General features: G+C 52.5%; 16 protein-coding genes. 14 read left to right on the top strand and 2 right to left on the bottom strand.

The window, feature by feature from the left end; translation table 11 throughout:
• Positions 1-12: 12 nt before the first annotated feature.
• The 5 genes from PGRAT_RS20190 to PGRAT_RS20170 all read left to right on the top strand — a co-directional run bounded on the left by PGRAT_RS20190 (position 13) and on the right by PGRAT_RS20170 (position 4,162).
• Positions 13-1,266: a bifunctional 3,4-dihydroxy-2-butanone-4-phosphate synthase/GTP cyclohydrolase II gene (locus tag PGRAT_RS20190; RefSeq protein ID WP_025706958.1), complete on the top strand. Its 1,254-nt coding sequence runs from the start codon at positions 13-15 to the stop codon at positions 1,264-1,266.
• Positions 1,267-1,304: 38 nt separating this feature from the next.
• Positions 1,305-1,772 carry a 6,7-dimethyl-8-ribityllumazine synthase gene (gene ribH, locus PGRAT_RS20185; RefSeq protein WP_025706959.1) on the top strand — a complete coding sequence of 156 codons (468 nt, stop codon included), beginning with the start codon at positions 1,305-1,307 and terminating at the stop codon, positions 1,770-1,772.
• A gap of 135 nt (positions 1,773-1,907) precedes the next feature.
• Positions 1,908-2,699, top strand: coding sequence for a segregation and condensation protein A (locus tag PGRAT_RS20180; RefSeq protein WP_025706960.1), 792 nt, complete (start codon positions 1,908-1,910; stop codon positions 2,697-2,699).
• Positions 2,668-3,273 (top strand): SMC-Scp complex subunit ScpB, encoded by a 606-nt coding sequence (scpB, locus tag PGRAT_RS20175; protein WP_025706961.1) that lies wholly within the window; start codon positions 2,668-2,670, stop codon positions 3,271-3,273. Before PGRAT_RS20180 ends, scpB begins: the two co-directional genes overlap by 32 nt.
• A 166-nt stretch (positions 3,274-3,439) precedes the next feature.
• Positions 3,440-4,162, top strand: coding sequence for a DUF2953 domain-containing protein (locus tag PGRAT_RS20170; RefSeq protein WP_025706962.1), 723 nt, complete (start codon positions 3,440-3,442; stop codon positions 4,160-4,162).
• Positions 4,163-4,245: 83 nt separating this feature from the next.
• On the opposite strand, the gene PGRAT_RS20165 is transcribed toward PGRAT_RS20170, so the two are convergent.
• A complete protein-coding gene (locus tag PGRAT_RS20165) occupies positions 4,246-5,136 on the bottom strand; it encodes a hypothetical protein (protein WP_025706963.1) in 891 nt (296 codons plus the stop codon).
• Positions 5,137-5,369: 233 nt separating this feature from the next.
• On the opposite strand from PGRAT_RS20165, the gene ytfJ reads away from it, so the two are divergent.
• From ytfJ to PGRAT_RS20145, 4 genes are all read left to right on the top strand, one after another.
• Positions 5,370-5,888: a GerW family sporulation protein gene (gene ytfJ / locus PGRAT_RS20160; RefSeq protein ID WP_025706964.1), complete on the top strand. Its 519-nt coding sequence runs from the start codon at positions 5,370-5,372 to the stop codon at positions 5,886-5,888.
• Positions 5,889-6,057: 169 nt separating this feature from the next.
• The gene (locus tag PGRAT_RS20155; protein WP_042267101.1) at positions 6,058-7,266 is read left to right on the top strand and encodes a D-alanyl-D-alanine carboxypeptidase family protein; all 1,209 of its coding nucleotides are present in this window, start codon (positions 6,058-6,060) and stop codon (positions 7,264-7,266) included.
• Between the two features lie 30 nt (positions 7,267-7,296).
• Positions 7,297-7,962, top strand: a complete 666-nt coding sequence (locus PGRAT_RS20150) for a nucleoside recognition domain-containing protein (protein WP_042268224.1) — start codon at positions 7,297-7,299, stop codon at positions 7,960-7,962.
• 52 nt (positions 7,963-8,014) lie between these two features.
• On the top strand, positions 8,015-8,503 hold the full coding sequence (locus PGRAT_RS20145) for a spore maturation protein (RefSeq protein WP_042268221.1): 489 nt from the start codon (positions 8,015-8,017) through the stop codon (positions 8,501-8,503).
• A 53-nt stretch (positions 8,504-8,556) separates the two neighbouring features.
• Here the strand turns inward: PGRAT_RS20145 and PGRAT_RS20140 are convergent, their stop codons facing one another.
• Positions 8,557-9,921 carry an erythromycin esterase family protein gene (locus PGRAT_RS20140; protein ID WP_025709267.1) on the bottom strand — a complete coding sequence of 455 codons (1,365 nt, stop codon included), beginning with the start codon at positions 9,919-9,921 and terminating at the stop codon, positions 8,557-8,559.
• Positions 9,922-10,165: 244 nt separating this feature from the next.
• On the opposite strand from PGRAT_RS20140, the gene PGRAT_RS20135 reads away from it, so the two are divergent.
• From PGRAT_RS20135 to ccsA, 5 genes are all read left to right on the top strand, one after another.
• Positions 10,166-10,510, top strand: coding sequence for a peptidoglycan recognition protein family protein (locus PGRAT_RS20135; RefSeq protein WP_025709268.1), 345 nt, complete (start codon positions 10,166-10,168; stop codon positions 10,508-10,510).
• A 20-nt stretch (positions 10,511-10,530) separates the two neighbouring features.
• Complete coding sequence (locus tag PGRAT_RS20130; RefSeq protein ID WP_025709270.1) at positions 10,531-11,289, top strand: pseudouridine synthase; 759 nt, start codon at positions 10,531-10,533, stop codon at positions 11,287-11,289.
• Between the two features lie 111 nt (positions 11,290-11,400).
• The gene (gene resA / locus PGRAT_RS20125) at positions 11,401-11,925 is read left to right on the top strand and encodes a thiol-disulfide oxidoreductase ResA (RefSeq protein ID WP_025709271.1); all 525 of its coding nucleotides are present in this window, start codon (positions 11,401-11,403) and stop codon (positions 11,923-11,925) included.
• A 14-nt stretch (positions 11,926-11,939) separates the two neighbouring features.
• Positions 11,940-13,610: a cytochrome c biogenesis protein ResB gene (gene resB, locus PGRAT_RS20120; RefSeq protein ID WP_025709273.1), complete on the top strand. Its 1,671-nt coding sequence runs from the start codon at positions 11,940-11,942 to the stop codon at positions 13,608-13,610.
• Positions 13,607-14,869, top strand: a complete 1,263-nt coding sequence (ccsA, locus tag PGRAT_RS20115; protein WP_025709274.1) for a cytochrome c biogenesis protein CcsA — start codon at positions 13,607-13,609, stop codon at positions 14,867-14,869. The genes resB and ccsA overlap by 4 nt, the downstream gene beginning before the upstream one ends.
• Positions 14,870-14,944: the final 75 nt, after the last annotated feature.

Here is a 14,944-nt window from a genome sequence, read left to right as displayed (position 1 = left end):
GAGGACAGAAAGATGAGCGAGCCAACCAAGAACGATAGTGTTCTGGACCCCATTGAGGACGCAATTTATGATCTGATGCGCGGTAAGGTCATTATCGTAGTGGATGATGAGGACCGTGAAAATGAAGGGGACTTCATCGCACTTGCCGAACGCTCCACACCGGAAGTGATTAACTTCATGATTACAGAGGGACGCGGGCTGGTCTGTGTGCCGATTACGGCAGAGCGGGCCGCAGAACTGGATCTGCAGCCTATGGTTGCACATAATACCGACAACCATGGCACGGCTTTTACCGTATCAGTCGATCACATAGATACCACCACCGGTATCTCAGCCGCAGAAAGATCCAAAACCATTCAAGCGCTGATGGACCCGAACGCCAGGCCTTCCGACTTCCGCAGACCGGGGCATATGTTTCCGCTGATTGCCAAAAAAGGCGGTGTGCTGCGCCGCTCCGGACACACGGAAGCTGCTGTGGACCTGGCCCGCATGTGCGGCGCCTATCCTGCCAGCGTGATCTGCGAAGTGGTCAAGGAAGATGGAACTATGGCCCGTCTGCCGGATCTCGTCGAGATTGCCCGCAAGCATGAGCTCAAGCTGATCAGCATTAAGGATCTCATTCATTACCGTAATGAGAAGGAGCATCTGGTCACCCGTGAGGTTTCGGTCAACCTGCCGACGGATTTCGGTGACTTTCAGACGATCGCCTACACGAATGAAGTGGATGACAAAGAGCATGTCGCTTTGGTCAAAGGCGATATTTCCGGTGAAGAACCGGTGCTGGTCCGTGTGCATTCCGAATGCCTCACCGGGGATGTGTTCCACTCCCACCGCTGCGACTGCGGCCCGCAGTTTGAAGCGGCGCTGCGCCAGATCGAAGCAGCAGGCCGGGGGGTTCTGCTGTATATGCGCCAGGAAGGCAGAGGCATCGGCCTGATCAACAAGCTCCGCGCATATAAGCTTCAAGAGGAAGGTCTGGATACAGTGGATGCCAACCTGAAGCTGGGCTTCCCGGCAGACCTGCGCGACTATGGCATCGGAGCTCAGATTCTTAAGGATCTGGGTGTGCGCCAGATCAGGCTGCTGACCAACAATCCGCGTAAGATCAAAGGACTGGAAGGCTACGGTCTTGAGGTTGTGGAACGTGTGCCGATTCAAATGCCGGAGAACAAGGACAACACCAATTATCTCCATACCAAGCAGGCCAAGCTGGGCCATCTGCTGACTTTTGACAACATCGAGCAAAATGAGGATTCCAAGCTGTAACATCCATATCACTTACTAATGAAGGGTAGATGAATACAATGCCGAATTATTTAGAAGGACATTTAGTATCCGAAGGACTGAAGTACGGGGTAGTTGTGGGACGTTTCAATGAGTTCATTACCAGTAAGCTGCTGTCCGGTGCGCTTGATGCGTTCAAGCGTCATGGTGTAGCTGATGATGAAGTAGATGTGGCCTGGGTTCCGGGAGTGTTCGAAATTCCTCTGATCGCCCAGAAAATGGCGGAAAGCGGCAGATACGATGCGGTAATCGCGCTGGGAACCGTCATTCGCGGATCTACAACCCATTATGATTATGTGTGCAATGAGGTTGCCAAAGGGGTGGCGGCAATCAATCTGAAGACCGGTATTCCAACCATTTTTGGCGTAGTGACTACCGAAAATATCGAGCAGGCCATTGAGCGCTCCGGAACCAAAGCTGGCAATAAAGGCTGGGATGCTGCGACCTCTGCCATTGAAATGGCGAACCTGAACAAGCTTTTTAAATAAGAGACCTCTTGACGAATCAGCTGAAATCGTGCTTATTTATATGTATGAGAAGAAAGCATGAACCATAAGATCTTTCTACTTGTGTAGCGCCCGGGCGGCGCTGCACTTTACTTTTTTTTGGCGGGAGGAAACCGCGTGACTGTATTGTACAAGCTGGAGACGTTCGAAGGTCCGCTCGATTTGCTCTTGCACTTAATAGACAAGGCGGAAATCGACATCCAGGACATTCCGGTCAGCGAGATCACCGAGCAGTACATGGAATATCTGCGGAGTATGCAGGAGCTTGAGCTGGATATCACCAGTGAATTCTTGGTGATGGCTGCAACGCTGCTGTCGATCAAGAGCAAGCTGCTGCTGCCGAAGCCGCCGGTAATTGAAATCGAGGATTTCGAATATTACGAGGACGATGATTATGATCCGCGTGCAGAGCTGGTTCAGCGGCTGATCGAATACCGCAAATTCAAGAGCATTGCCGTGCAGCTGCTGGATATGGAGAGTGAACGCAGCCTGATCTTTACCAAGGAGCCGGAGGACCTGGGTCCTTTTGTGCCGGCCCAAATCGATAATACGCTCAAGGGCTTGCATACGGCCGACCTGATCGCCGCATTCCGGAAGGCGCTAAGCAAGGCGGCCAGGAGATCCTCCTACCAGCGGATTACCCGGGATGAAATATCCGTAAAGGACCGAATACGGGATGTATCGGCTGCGCTCCAGCGCAAGGGGACAGGCGGCAGAATGCGCTTCTCAGCGCTGCTGGATGATGAAATGGCCCGCCATGAGATCGTGGTTACCTTCCTCGCCATCCTGGAGCTGATGAAGATGAAGGCGATATTCTGCTACCAAGAGAAATTATTTGATGACATTGTCATGGAGTGGAGAGGGGGAGAAGATCTCAGTGGAATTCAAAACGCTGAAATCAATTATTGAAGGCCTGCTGTTCCTGTCCGGAGATGAAGGCCTGTCTGTCCGCCAGATCGCCGAGATTACGGAGCAGCGGCCGGATATTGCCGGCAAAGCGCTGCAGGAGCTGAAGGAGGATTATGTATCCCAGGAACGCGGCCTGCAGGTAGTGCAGATTGCCGGGAACTACCGCCTGGCTACACTGCCTGACCATGCGCCTTATTTCGAAAGGCTGGCTTATTCACCTTCACGTGCATCCCTGTCCCAGGCTGCGCTGGAGACACTGGCCATCGTCGCTTACCGCCAGCCGATAACCCGTGTGGAAATTGAGGAGATCCGCGGTGTGAAGTCTGAGCGGGCCATTCATACCCTGAACAACAAGGATTTGATTCACGAGGTCGGGCGTGCGGAAGCGGTAGGCCGCCCCATTCTGTATGGAACCACCAAATCATTCCTTGAGAGTTTCGGGCTGGCTGATTTGAAGGAGCTGCCGGAACCTTCAAACTTCGACGCTTCCTCCGACGACCTGGAAGAGGAGACACAGCTTCTGTTCAGCAAGCTGGACAGCCAGATGACCTTTGAGGATACGGAACAGGCGTAAGCCGCCGGATGTATACAAGCAGAAGCTCTATAGCCCATTCACCTAAATGCCGAAGGCATCATGGATGGGGCTATGGGGCTTTTTTGCATGTGCGCGGAATTATTTCCAGCCCTGAATGCCATACTAGTGCAAGGCTCCTCATTATTGTTGCATGGAGGTTACATTCGTGACGTTATGGCTGGCAATACCCTTAGCGCTGCTGCTGCTGGTGATTGTAGTGCTGTTAGTGATTTTTACTTCATACATACATTTTCATCTCCGGGTGTGCAGGCTGGGAAAAGATGACCGGATCGAATTAGATTTGAAAGCCCTGTTTGGCTTGGTCAAATTTCACTATGAGCTGCCTAAACTCGTGTTCCAAGGAATGGAGCAGGGCATCAAAGTAAAGCTTGAAGAAAGCGGCATTGCACCCATTCGGAAGGATCAAGACAAGGATGAGCAAATCGACAAGGAGTCGGTTACCCGTTGGCTGAAGAATATCCGTAAAGCCATTAAGGCAACGCATGGTCTGAACAAATGGCTGAAGGATACACTTTCTCATGTCGAGATTACCAAGCTGGATTGGTCTACCGATTTCTCGCTGGGCGATGCAGCATATACGGCAACGGCAGCGGGAGCATGCTGGGGGCTGAAATGGACGCTGGCAGGGTGGATATCCAGGTATGTCCGGCTGAAAAAATCTCCGCGGATGTTTGTTGCGCCTGTGTTCTCAGATGAGATATCCTTTGCCACGGAGGCGGTATGCGTAGGCAAGCTTTCAATGGGTCATGCCGTTTATTCGGGGCTCCGGCTTCTGCGGCGGGCCTCCAAGGTACAGGGCGGGCTGCGGTACTGGAAAGAGCTGCTTAGCCGCAATCCCGCGGTTTCCCCACAGAAGGAGGCGGATTAACCCGGCTGCGGCAGTATCGCACCAAAAGGCAGCGCCGCAGGGAGTGCGGGCTGCCAGGGAATTTTGCAGGGCTGTTACGGGCGCTAAGCGAGAACAGGTGTCTTCATTTGAGGATAGAAGCTTTGCGGATTCTTTTCGCGGTCTCCCGTCTTATGCATGATGAGATCAAAGGACTTTCCGTTAAGCTCCATAGGGATCTGGGTCCGGCCATCCAGATAGGCTACGGTTCCCAGGGCCATCAGCCCTTCCGCACTGATCCCTGCAAACAATCCGCCAATATCTTGGCTTTGGGTCTGCTGGTCCCCGTTGTTTTGGGTTTTTGCAATTGTATATTTTATGGTGATAACTTCAGCCAGGTTGTTTTTTTCAGTCTGCCCGGCCCCGGCATGCTTGGTAACGACGTTAGAATCCTCTTTCACGAGAGATTCGTAAGGTTCCTCATTCAGATAGTAGTTGTACCAAAATTGCGGTCCGCCCCATTTGCTGCCCCGTTCTCCAATAAAAACATGCTCAAAAAATGAGGTGCCGTCTTTATGGGGCTGGAACCAGATTGATCTAAGCGTCTCCACCCATTCTTCTTTGGAGCACCCGGCCTTAATCTGATGGTGATCCTCGGCATACTTGCGGGCCAGACGTAAAGGTGCCGAAACCGCGGAATAGGACAGAAATTCATGAATATCTTCATGTTCTGCAGCCGAAGCCGCCTCTTTGCCGCCAAACACCGATTCGTAATTATTCTTCAGCTTTCTGAACAGGTCATAGGAATGCCGTTTGCCGTCAGGGATAACGACCTCCTTGAACACAGTGATTGGAGTCTTGCCGGTCCCCGCCCCGGCCTTCTCACCGGACAGTGGATTCACATCTACGATCACGTACCCCTTTAGGGGGTCTTTTTGCATGTCGCTCCCACCCATAATCAAAGGCAGCAAACCATTGCCTTCCATGTCTGCCTGCCAAATTTTCGCGAAGTCCATTGCTCAGCCTCCTTATATAGATTTTACTGCTTAGCCATCATTCTGGCCTCTTAAGCCGATTTTATGTGAGGCGAAATTGCGAAGGTTAGATCTGGACAAAGCACCAGTCGGCAGCTTCACATCCAGCGTATTTTTTTATTAGAGTGCTGTACATATCATGCCCGATATATGAGCAGACTGTACAAGAGTAGGCAATTCCCCTATCTTTCAAACAGCAGAGGAGGAGTACTTAGATGTCAGATCACCCGATTCAAGGTCTCATGCAGACCGCTATGGAAAATATTAAAGGCATGGTGGATGTCAATACGATTGTCGGCGACGCGGTAGAAACTCCGGATGGCAGTGTCATTCTGCCTATCAGTAAAGTTGCCTTCGGCTTTGCCGCAGGGGGCAGTGATTTCCGCGTGGAAGACGATGCTCCGGGTATCAATGGCACTGGAAGCGGCGTCAAAATGCTTCCGTTCGGCGGCGGCAGCGGCGGCGGGGTATCCATTCGGCCAATCGCATTTCTTGTTGTCGGCAAAGAAGGTGTGCACATTGTGCCGCTGGATAACCAGACCCATCTGTTCGAGAAAATTATTGATGCGACTCCGGGTCTCATCGACAAAATTCAGACCATGTTCCCAAGTAACGCATCGTCTCAGAATGGCGAATCATCACAGAATGGCACACCTGTTGGTTCGCAGGTAGTAGCTTCAGTTACCGAAAAAGTGGTTAAAAAACCGGTCACTTCAGATTCCTCGACTCATTAGCGTTATGGGTACTACCTGAAGGATGCAGCGGCAGACAACAGGGATATCGCCTCAAACAGGCGGTGTCCCTTTTTGTGATGATAAAGCTTGCAGCGGAAGAGATGGACATACCATCCCATTGCCCCGCATACACTTGTACAACACAAGTGAACAGATAAGAAGCCGGAGGATGAACATGAAGACATCAAACCTTAAGGTACTGCTGATTCTAATATTGTGCGCACTGCTGCTGTGTGTGGTTCCCCAGCCCTTAATCCGGGCCGAGAACAGTTCCATATCCACCCATGCCAGGGCCGCGGCGCTGATTGATGTAGAGTCCGGAAGGCTTCTGTACAGCAGCCGTGGGGACGAGCCTATGCTGATTGCCAGCCTGACTAAGATCATGACTGCGCTAGTTGCCATAGAGAACGGTGATTTGCATTCCAAGGTCAAGGTCGGCAAAAATGCCTTTGCTAAGGAAGGCTCCTCCTTATATCTGAAGCAGGGGGAGGAAATGCCGCTGGAGGATATGCTCTATGGACTGATGCTGCGCTCAGGCAATGATGCGGCTACGGCAATTGCCGAGCATGTAGGAGGGTCGGAAGAAGGCTTCGTCTATCTGATGAATGCCAAGGCGGAGGAATTGGGGCTGCAAAACACCCATTTTGCCAATCCCCATGGACTCGATGCGGAAGGGCACTATTCCAGCGCGAATGACCTGGCTGTGCTCACAGCCTATGCTATGCATAATCCGGTATTCAAGCAGATTGTGAAGACCCAGGTGAAAACGGCAGATAACCCGTATGAGCCATGGGACTACAAGTGGCTGAATAAAAATAAAATGCTGCGCCTGTACGAGGGAGCGGATGGAGTAAAGACCGGATATACCAAAAAAGCGCTGCGCTGCCTCGTCAGCTCCGCCACCCGCGGCGGCCAGCAGCTGGTCGCTGTTACGCTGAATGACGGGAATGACTGGAATGACCATGCCGCGCTGCTGGACTACGGCTTCAATCACTACCCGCTGAAGACGCTTATCGAGCGCGGTGAAGGCATCAGCGGCTACAATTTCGTCCCCGGCAGGACGTTTGCCTATCCGCTTGGCCAGGGAGAGGAAGCGCGGCTTGTGACCAAGCTGGAACTGAGCCGCGGCACTTCGGAGGCAGAGGGGAAGGGGGCACGAAGCAGCAGCTTTGGCATCAAGGGCGTGCTGGTGCTGCAGCTCGGCGGCAAGGAGATCGGCCGGGTTCCGGTCTATTTGCCGGATCAGCTGCCTCCGGAGCAGTCACCTTACGAGAAGAGGTTTCAACCGGCAGGAGCCGCCGCCTATCCGGCGGACAACTGGCTGCAGGCACTCGGCAGTGCGCTGCGGGCGCTTTTCCGAATAGGCGCCGGGAAATAATCAGAAGCGGGAGAAATGGGGGAGAAGCATATGATTAACGGGATCTGGCTGGGGATGATCCTTATCGGCTTTGTGTTTGCGGCCGTGAACGGCCGCATGGATGCATTTACGGCAGCCGTGTTCGATGGAGCCAAAAGCGGGGTTACTGTCAGCTTTGGCCTGATTAGTGTACTGGTGTTCTGGATGGGAATCATGCGGGTGGCGGAGGATGCGGGCCTGCTGAAGAAAATTGCCAAAGTGCTGGGGCCGGTTGTATCTTTTCTGTTCCCGGATGTGCCCAAGGGCCATCCGGCGATCGGCTATATCCTTTCCAACATGAGCGCCAATCTGCTGGGGCTGGGCAATGCAGCCACACCGATGGGCATCAAGGCGATGCAGGAGCTGCAGACACTGAATCCGGACAAGGAGACGGCGACCCCGGCCATGTGTACCCTGCTGGCGCTGAACACCGCAAGCATTACCCTGATCCCTGCAACGCTGATTGCCATCCGGCTGAACTATGGCTCGTCCGACCCGGCAGCCATCGTCGGCACAACACTGGCGGCTACGGCGGTGGCGACACTGGCCGCCATTGCAGCAGACCGGCTGTGCCGCCGCCTGGCTCTGCTGCGCAGGCCGCCCGGACCGCCAGCCGCCAGGTCCGGGGATTCTACCAGAGGGAACACTCCGCTCCCGTATTCTTCTCTGAAAGGGTGAGCCTGCCTTGTTCCAGCTAATCAGTCTTATCTCGGCCTGGGCGATTCCGGTCATGATTACCTTCATCCCCCTGTACGCCTTTACACGCAAGGTCCCGGTCTACGAGTCCTTTGTCGAAGGTGCCAAGGACGGCTTCGGTACGGCCATCGCCATTATTCCCCATCTGGTGGGCATGCTTGTCGCCATCAGCGTCTTCCGCGCCTCCGGCGCGCTGGACTTCCTGATGGGCTTCATCGCTCCCGCCCTGAAGGGAATAGGCGTGCCGCCGGAAGTGCTGCCGCTTGGCCTCCTGCGTCCGCTCACAGGCACCGGCTCGCTGGCGTATACCACCGATCTGATCAGCGTTCACGGTCCTGATTCCCTGATTGGCATGATTGCCTCTACCATCCAGGGCAGCACGGATACCACTTTGTATGTGCTGACCGTCTATTTTGGTGCTGTGGGCATCCGCAACGGGCGTTACGCCCTCAAGGTCGGGCTGTTCTCAGACATTGTCGGCTTCATCGCAGCTATTGCTGTATGTCTGCTGGTCTTCGGCTAGCAGGCAACCGGATAGCACGGAGTGTCCTTTTTAGATGGCCCGGAAGATCCTTTTTAATAGTTACGGGTTGGCGGGGATACTTTATCAATGACGATCAGGCCGTCGAACTGCTCCTTCGGCACGAATTTCATCGCCATCGGAACAATAACCTCTCTGGTCAGCCCGTCTTCAGCAGCATATTGCGGCTGAAACATCCAGCTGTTGCCTGGGCCTGCTTTGGTATGCCCGGCGAGGTCTACAAAGGTCCGGGAATACCCGCTTTGCATGATTCTCGCTTCCAGGGTCCCCTTCGGCATCGGGCCGATAGGAAATTCCTTCAATGTTGAAATGGCTGCCGCTTTGCCCCGGTTCATATAAAAGCCTACCACATACATTTTATCCTTCAACTTCTGATGCAGCAGTTCGCCCATGCTGGTAAAACTGTTTTGCCACTTCCCTTTCTCAAAGACGCGTATGTCTGAAGTGTTTTTAGCCAAATGGTCATTGTGGGCCCACAGAATGATCTTTTTGCCGGGGTATCTGGCCTTCATCAGCCATTCCACATGCTCAGCCATGATTCTGTCCCGGGCTTCGTATATTTCACGTACACTCTTGATCTGTGCCTGCGTGAAAATTGCCACACGGTCCTCCAGCCCTTTCAGGATGGTATCTGCCGTGTGGGGCGCATTGGGGTAAGCTGCGTCTAACGGTACCCGGTGTTCCTGAATGAACCTGATGTATTCCTTATATTTAGGAACATACTTTTGGATGAGTTGGCCTATCTTCTGCTGGTAAACAGGATTGCTTTTGGTCTCCAGGCTGTATTGATTGATCAGTCCAAAGTATTGTTCAATGGCTTCTTGGTCAAAATCCATAAATTCTTTGCCATAAGCAGCGTTGACCTTAGAAATGAAGCTGCGGACTGCCAGCGTCAGCATTGGGGACGTATATTGCATATCATATCCGGCCAGCTGCAAAGGCTTGTCCGTCTGCCTGGATTGTTTGATGTAGTTGAACAGCTCCAGGGTTTCTGCGGATTTCCAGATATCAAAAATGGAATTATCCATCATATCTGCTGAAGTCAATTCATCAGCCACATCGTTGACGACAGAAGCCTCAGCCACCCCCGATTCAAAAGCGATGACCTCAAACCCCAGCTCCTCATGCAGATATTTTACCAATCTCGTCTTCATGCTGGCATATTCGCCAACCCGGTGGAAATTTTCGCCAAGGCTGACGACCGTTTTGTCCTTCAGCAGCGGCTTCAAAAAAGAAAGGTCGCTGTAGTTTTCGCTTGTCAGTGATTTAATCTCATGCGCATAGGGCAGCGGATTTAGAGCCGGCTGTGCGGCTGAGACGGGTCCGGAACCTCCGAGCAGCATCCCGGCTGCAGTTACAATGGTGATGATCTGTTTTTCCCATGTTCTTTTAAGCAGCATTCATTTTTCCTCCGTATTAAAATATAGTTTGATTAGCTGTCCTCTTTAGTGTAAGAATCTCCCATATCCCGAACAATCGATTTAGATGACTGCTTCCTTACATCATGGTTATGTTATGTTCGCATTTTCCGCTGCCGCTATTTATGAACGATTTCTATGGGGCAAAAAAACAGCATCCGCAGGTCACCCCGTTCCTCCTCCGAACATATGCTATTCCAGCAATACGGAGGGAGGCCGACATACGATGGAGTATAAAGGCTTTATTCTGCATCATTCCCGCTGTCCGTCCATTAATGGCAAGGGCTTTGACTTTTGGGTGGGACCAGATGGATCCATTTATGCTGCGCCGCTGCTTACGGACCCGGAATATATCCATGTTTGCCTGGAAGGGAACTATGGCGAAGAGTACACGCTTCCGCCTCTGTCCGGGCGGGAGAATCAGCTGTTTGCGGCAGGCAAGCTTATCCTGGAATTGGCTGCGCGTTATCAAATTGACCCTCTTATCGTGGAACCCCACACCAAAACCTGTCCGGGAGCATTTTTTCCATGGAATGAACTTGTGATTTATCCCGCTGATGGTTATCATTAACCTGAGGTGAATAGTCAAAAATGGAAAGACTACAAAAAATATTGGCGCAGGCAGGTGTGGCGTCAAGACGCAAGTGTGAAGAAATGATTTTGGCCGGTAAAGTGGAAGTCAACGGGGAACTCGTAACTACGCTTGGCACGAAGGTGGACCCCGCAACAGATATAATCAAGGTCGCCGGTAGACTGATCCGGGGCGAGAACAAAATCTACATTATGTTCAACAAGCCCAAGGGTGTGATTACAAGCGCTTCCGACGACAAAGGACGCAAGGTAGTAACGGACTACCTCAAAGGCATCAAAGAGCGCGTATACCCTGTGGGCCGTCTGGATTATGATACGGAAGGGCTGCTGCTGCTGACGAATGACGGGGAGTTTGCCAACCTGCTCACGCATCCGAAGCATCATGTGCCCAAGACCTATCTGGCCACGGTCAAGGGTGTGCCGCATGGCACCGCGCTGGACAAGCTCAAAGCCGGCATCAAGCTGGAGGATGGGATGACTGCTCCGGCAGAAGTGGAATATAAGGATATTGATGAAGCAAACAAAGAAACGGTCATCAGCATTACCATCCATGAAGGCCGCAACCGTCAGGTACGGCGGATGTTCGAAGCCATTTCCCATCCCGTCATCCGCCTGAAACGGATTTCCTTTGGGGATATTTTGCTGCAAAATCTCAAACGCGGCTCCTACCGCCATTTGACCAAGGATGAGATCAATCATCTTCAGCAAATCGCCAAAGCCGGTATGCTAAAAGCGAACCCAACACGCAAGGACACATAATGTTCACAATTCCCCCTCCTAATTCGGTGACAATATTCGTTATAATGTTCATAGGATGTTCACACCTATCAACTAAAGTAATGAGTTGCGTCACAGAAGGGGGCCTGGCATGTGGGCAGAGCGAGAAAGCCGGTTCAAATCATCATTCTGTTCGTAATTATTTTGCTTGGGGGTTATGCCATCGGCTCCTCGGTGTTCGGAGGAGACGGGAAACCCAGGGAAGGCGGAAAAGCACCTTCCTTTGACCTGCTTGGACTAGACGGTCTGACCCATACGCTGGACGAATACAAGGGGAAGTCTGTTGTGCTTAATTTTTGGGGTTCCTGGTGCGCCCCTTGCGTCAAGGAGATGCCTGCCCTGCAGGCCCAGTGGGAGAAGTGGAAGGAGCAGGGTGTTGTGGTTGTCGGCGTAAATGTCGGCGAAGACCAGATGACCGTGGAGAATTTTGTCAAGCTGGTTGATATTAATTTTCCGGTTGTCATGGATACCGGGCGCGACGCTGTCCGCAGCTACGGCGTGTCACCGCTTCCAACCACTTTCTTCATTAATGCCAAAGGCAAGATCGACAGCATCCATATCGGCCAGCTGGATCTCAGCACGCTTGATGATCAGATCGGGAAGCTGGTGAGACCGTGAAGGAGCGTAAGCCACTGATCAGCAACACCAAATGTGAATGCGGCCACCAGAACCCGGTAGGCACGGTCCTCTGTGAAGCCTGCGGCAAGCCGCTCGACGGGGAGGAGCAGCGCTCTTCAGGGAACCTCGAAATGCGGTATGATGGTGTTGCCCGCCGTTCACAGCGGGTGAATCCCGGGGTGATCGACCTGATCTGGAACTTTTTTTCCTCGGTCAAGATCGCCATATACCTGATTGTATTGACATTGCTCGGTTCCATGCTGGGAACGATATTTCCCCAGGAGAGCACTTTTCTCAATATTGATGCAGCAACCTATTATCCAGAAAAGTACGGAACAGCCGGGGAGATTTATTATAAACTCGGCCTTTCGCACACCTACGAATCCTGGTGGTTCGTGCTGCTGCTTGTGCTCATTGGAGCGTCGCTGGTCATTTGCAGCCTGGACCGTGTACTCCCTCTCTACAAGGCGCTTACCCGTCAGAAGATCCGGAAGCACCGCCAGTTCCTGACCCGCCAAAAGGTGGTGCTGGTCACTGAACTGAAGGAGGAACCTGAAGCCTGGGTTGCACGTATGGCGGAGCCGCTCCAGAAGAAAGGCTACCGTGTCCGTACCGACGGTGGCGCACTGCTGGCCGAGAAGCACCGCTTCAGCCGCTGGGGGCCCTATGTCATACATATTGGCCTGATTATTTTTCTGCTGGCTGTGCTGGCCAGAGGGCTGCCCGGTCTGAACATGGATCAGCATCTTGCGTTTCCGCAAGGTGACACGGTCAGAATTCCGGAAACTACCTATTATCTAAAAAACGAGAAGTTTACCGTGGAGTTTTATACTGAGGAGGAAATGCCCAAGGAATTCCGCGGGAAGAAGATCCTTCCGAAACTATACGAAACCAAAGCTGTTCTCTATGAATGCACTGCTGACTGCACAGATCCCTCCAAGGAACCGCAGCTGGCCGAGGTGGCCAGGCATGATATTCAGGTGAACTCGCCGCTCAGCTACAACGGATTGAAAGCGTATCAGTTTGATTATGACCTCACTCCGGTGCTGCGCTCGGTGCAGCCCGAGCTTATCAATGCGAAGAATGGAGAGGTATACGGCAAGTTCAAGTTGGACATGAACAATCCGCAGCGGTCGTTTCAGGCAGGCCCCTATACGCTGTCTTTGAAAGAAAAATATATGGACTTCGGTTTGAACGAAGAGGGGCGGCCAGTGTCCAAATCTCCTTACCCTAACGCTCCAGCCTTCCTGTTTCTGATCACAGGGCCGGAGCTGCCGGCCGGAGGACAGCAGTATTTTTATTTTCCGAAGCAGGTCGACAAGGAAAAGTTCCAGATGAAGGCGATCAACGACAAGCTTGGCGGCAGCGGGCGGTTCCTGGAGCTTGAGGTAGGCAGCATGAGTGATGTGGATTTCTCGGAATCCACGGCGTATCTGAACATTCGTGTGGACCGTGCGATGCCTTTCGTCTGGGTCGGGGCAGGTATTGTCATGCTTGGACTGGTTCTCGGCTTCTACTGGCAGCATAGGCGCATATGGCTTGTAGCCGGTCATGGTGAGCTGGTACTTGGAGGCCATACGAACAAGAACTGGTTCGGCTTCCGCCGGGAGATCGTTTCGATTCTGGCGAAGGCGGATTTGACAGTGGATGAAAAATCTCTGGACAACGGGGGAGGTCTGGCATGAGCTTGCTCGATTTCAGCAGTGACGTCTTTATTGCCGCATTTTTTTTGTACAGCGGATCATTCATGTTGTATACGATTGCTATCATGGGCCGCAAATGGTCCGGAAGAAAGCCGGAGGAGCACACCGCCCGCTGGGGCAGGATCGCTTTTACCGTATCCTCTCTGGGCCTTATCTGCCACCTCGCTTATTTCTTCACCCGCTGGGCAGGCTCAGGGCATATTCCAGTCAGCAATATGTATGAGTTCATGACGTTTTTATCCATGATGGTCATGGTGGCGTTTACCGTGATCTTCTCGATTTACCGCAAAATCATTCTCGGTGTCTTCGCGGTGCCGATCTCGATTATAGTCATGGCTTACGCGGCAGTATTTCCGCAAGAGGTTCAGCCGCTGATTCCTTCACTGAAATCCATTTATCTGAATATTCATGTCACGCTCGCCGCGCTGGGCGAATCCTTCTTCGCGGTTGGCTTTGCGGCCGGGCTGATGTATCTGCTGCGCACTGTGGATTTTGCCAGTAAGGAGAAGAACGACCGCAAGCAGCAGCGCCTGGTCGAATTTACTCTGTTCTCAATCATTGTTATAATTGGGTTTCTTGGATCAGTATTTGCTTTTCGCGGCGCAGGGTACGAAACGGTTTTCGTCAGATCCAACGTTACGATTGACAGCCCTGGGCAGGGAGATAGTACAATAGAGAAAGTGAGCTACAAAATGCCACCCATTGTGGCACCTTACCATAGCGAAATTGAGCGCTTCCAGCCGTTTCTTGGAATGAGTGAGCCGCTTTTTGAAGCGCCTTCTTGGATGAATGGCGTTAACGCCGGTCGAAAATTCAACACGGTCCTCTGGTCGCTGATTTCCGGTCTGCTTCTGTACGGAATTCTGCGTCTGGTTGCCCGCAAACCGCTGGGCAAGGCGATCCATCCCGTTCTGGATGGAATTGATGAGAATGACCTTGATGAAATTACGTATAGGGCGATTGCCATCGGCTTCCCGATCTTTACCTTGGGGGCTTTGATTTTTGCAATGATATGGGCCCAGGTGGCCTGGGGCCGGTTCTGGGGATGGGACCCCAAAGAAGTCTGGGCTCTGGTCACTTGGCTGTTTTACAGCGCCTACCTGCATTTACGTCTGGCACGCGGCTGGCAGGGACGCAAATCCGCTTGGCTCGCCGTACTCGGCTTTCTGGTCGTAATGTTTACCCTGGTTGGCGTTAATCTGGTCATCGCCGGACTTCATTCCTATGCAGGAACGGATTAAGGCAGCGTTTGTGCCGAAGCGGCAATGAAGAGTAAGGGTAACGTTGTACTGTAATTGATGAAGGGGTTGTTGTGA

Origin of the sequence: Paenibacillus graminis, from assembly GCF_000758705.1 — a bacterium.
GTDB lineage: Bacteria > Bacillota > Bacilli > Paenibacillales > Paenibacillaceae > Paenibacillus_AQ > Paenibacillus_AQ graminis.
Note: the sequence above shows the minus strand (reverse complement) of the source record. Positions and strands in the feature narration are given on the sequence as shown.

Bases quoted from the DNA above. Each gene is read 5' to 3' on its own strand.
- ccsA (WP_025709274.1), top strand. From the start codon at position 13,607: ATGAGCTTGCTCGATTTCAGCAGTGACGTCTTTATTGCCGCATTTTTT.
- PGRAT_RS20140 (WP_025709267.1), bottom strand. From the start codon at position 9,921: ATGCTGCTTAAAAGAACATGGGAAAAACAGATCATCACCATTGTAACT.
- PGRAT_RS20145 (WP_042268221.1), top strand. From the start codon at position 8,015: ATGATTACCTTCATCCCCCTGTACGCCTTTACACGCAAGGTCCCGGTC.
- PGRAT_RS20150 (WP_042268224.1), top strand. From the start codon at position 7,297: ATGATTAACGGGATCTGGCTGGGGATGATCCTTATCGGCTTTGTGTTT.
- ytfJ (WP_025706964.1), top strand. From the start codon at position 5,370: ATGTCAGATCACCCGATTCAAGGTCTCATGCAGACCGCTATGGAAAAT.
- PGRAT_RS20165 (WP_025706963.1), bottom strand. From the start codon at position 5,136: ATGGACTTCGCGAAAATTTGGCAGGCAGACATGGAAGGCAATGGTTTG.
- ribH (WP_025706959.1), top strand. From the start codon at position 1,305: ATGCCGAATTATTTAGAAGGACATTTAGTATCCGAAGGACTGAAGTAC.
- PGRAT_RS20190 (WP_025706958.1), top strand. From the start codon at position 13: ATGAGCGAGCCAACCAAGAACGATAGTGTTCTGGACCCCATTGAGGAC.
- PGRAT_RS20130 (WP_025709270.1), top strand. From the start codon at position 10,531: ATGGAAAGACTACAAAAAATATTGGCGCAGGCAGGTGTGGCGTCAAGA.
- PGRAT_RS20155 (WP_042267101.1), top strand. From the start codon at position 6,058: ATGAACATGAAGACATCAAACCTTAAGGTACTGCTGATTCTAATATTG.
- PGRAT_RS20135 (WP_025709268.1), top strand. From the start codon at position 10,166: ATGGAGTATAAAGGCTTTATTCTGCATCATTCCCGCTGTCCGTCCATT.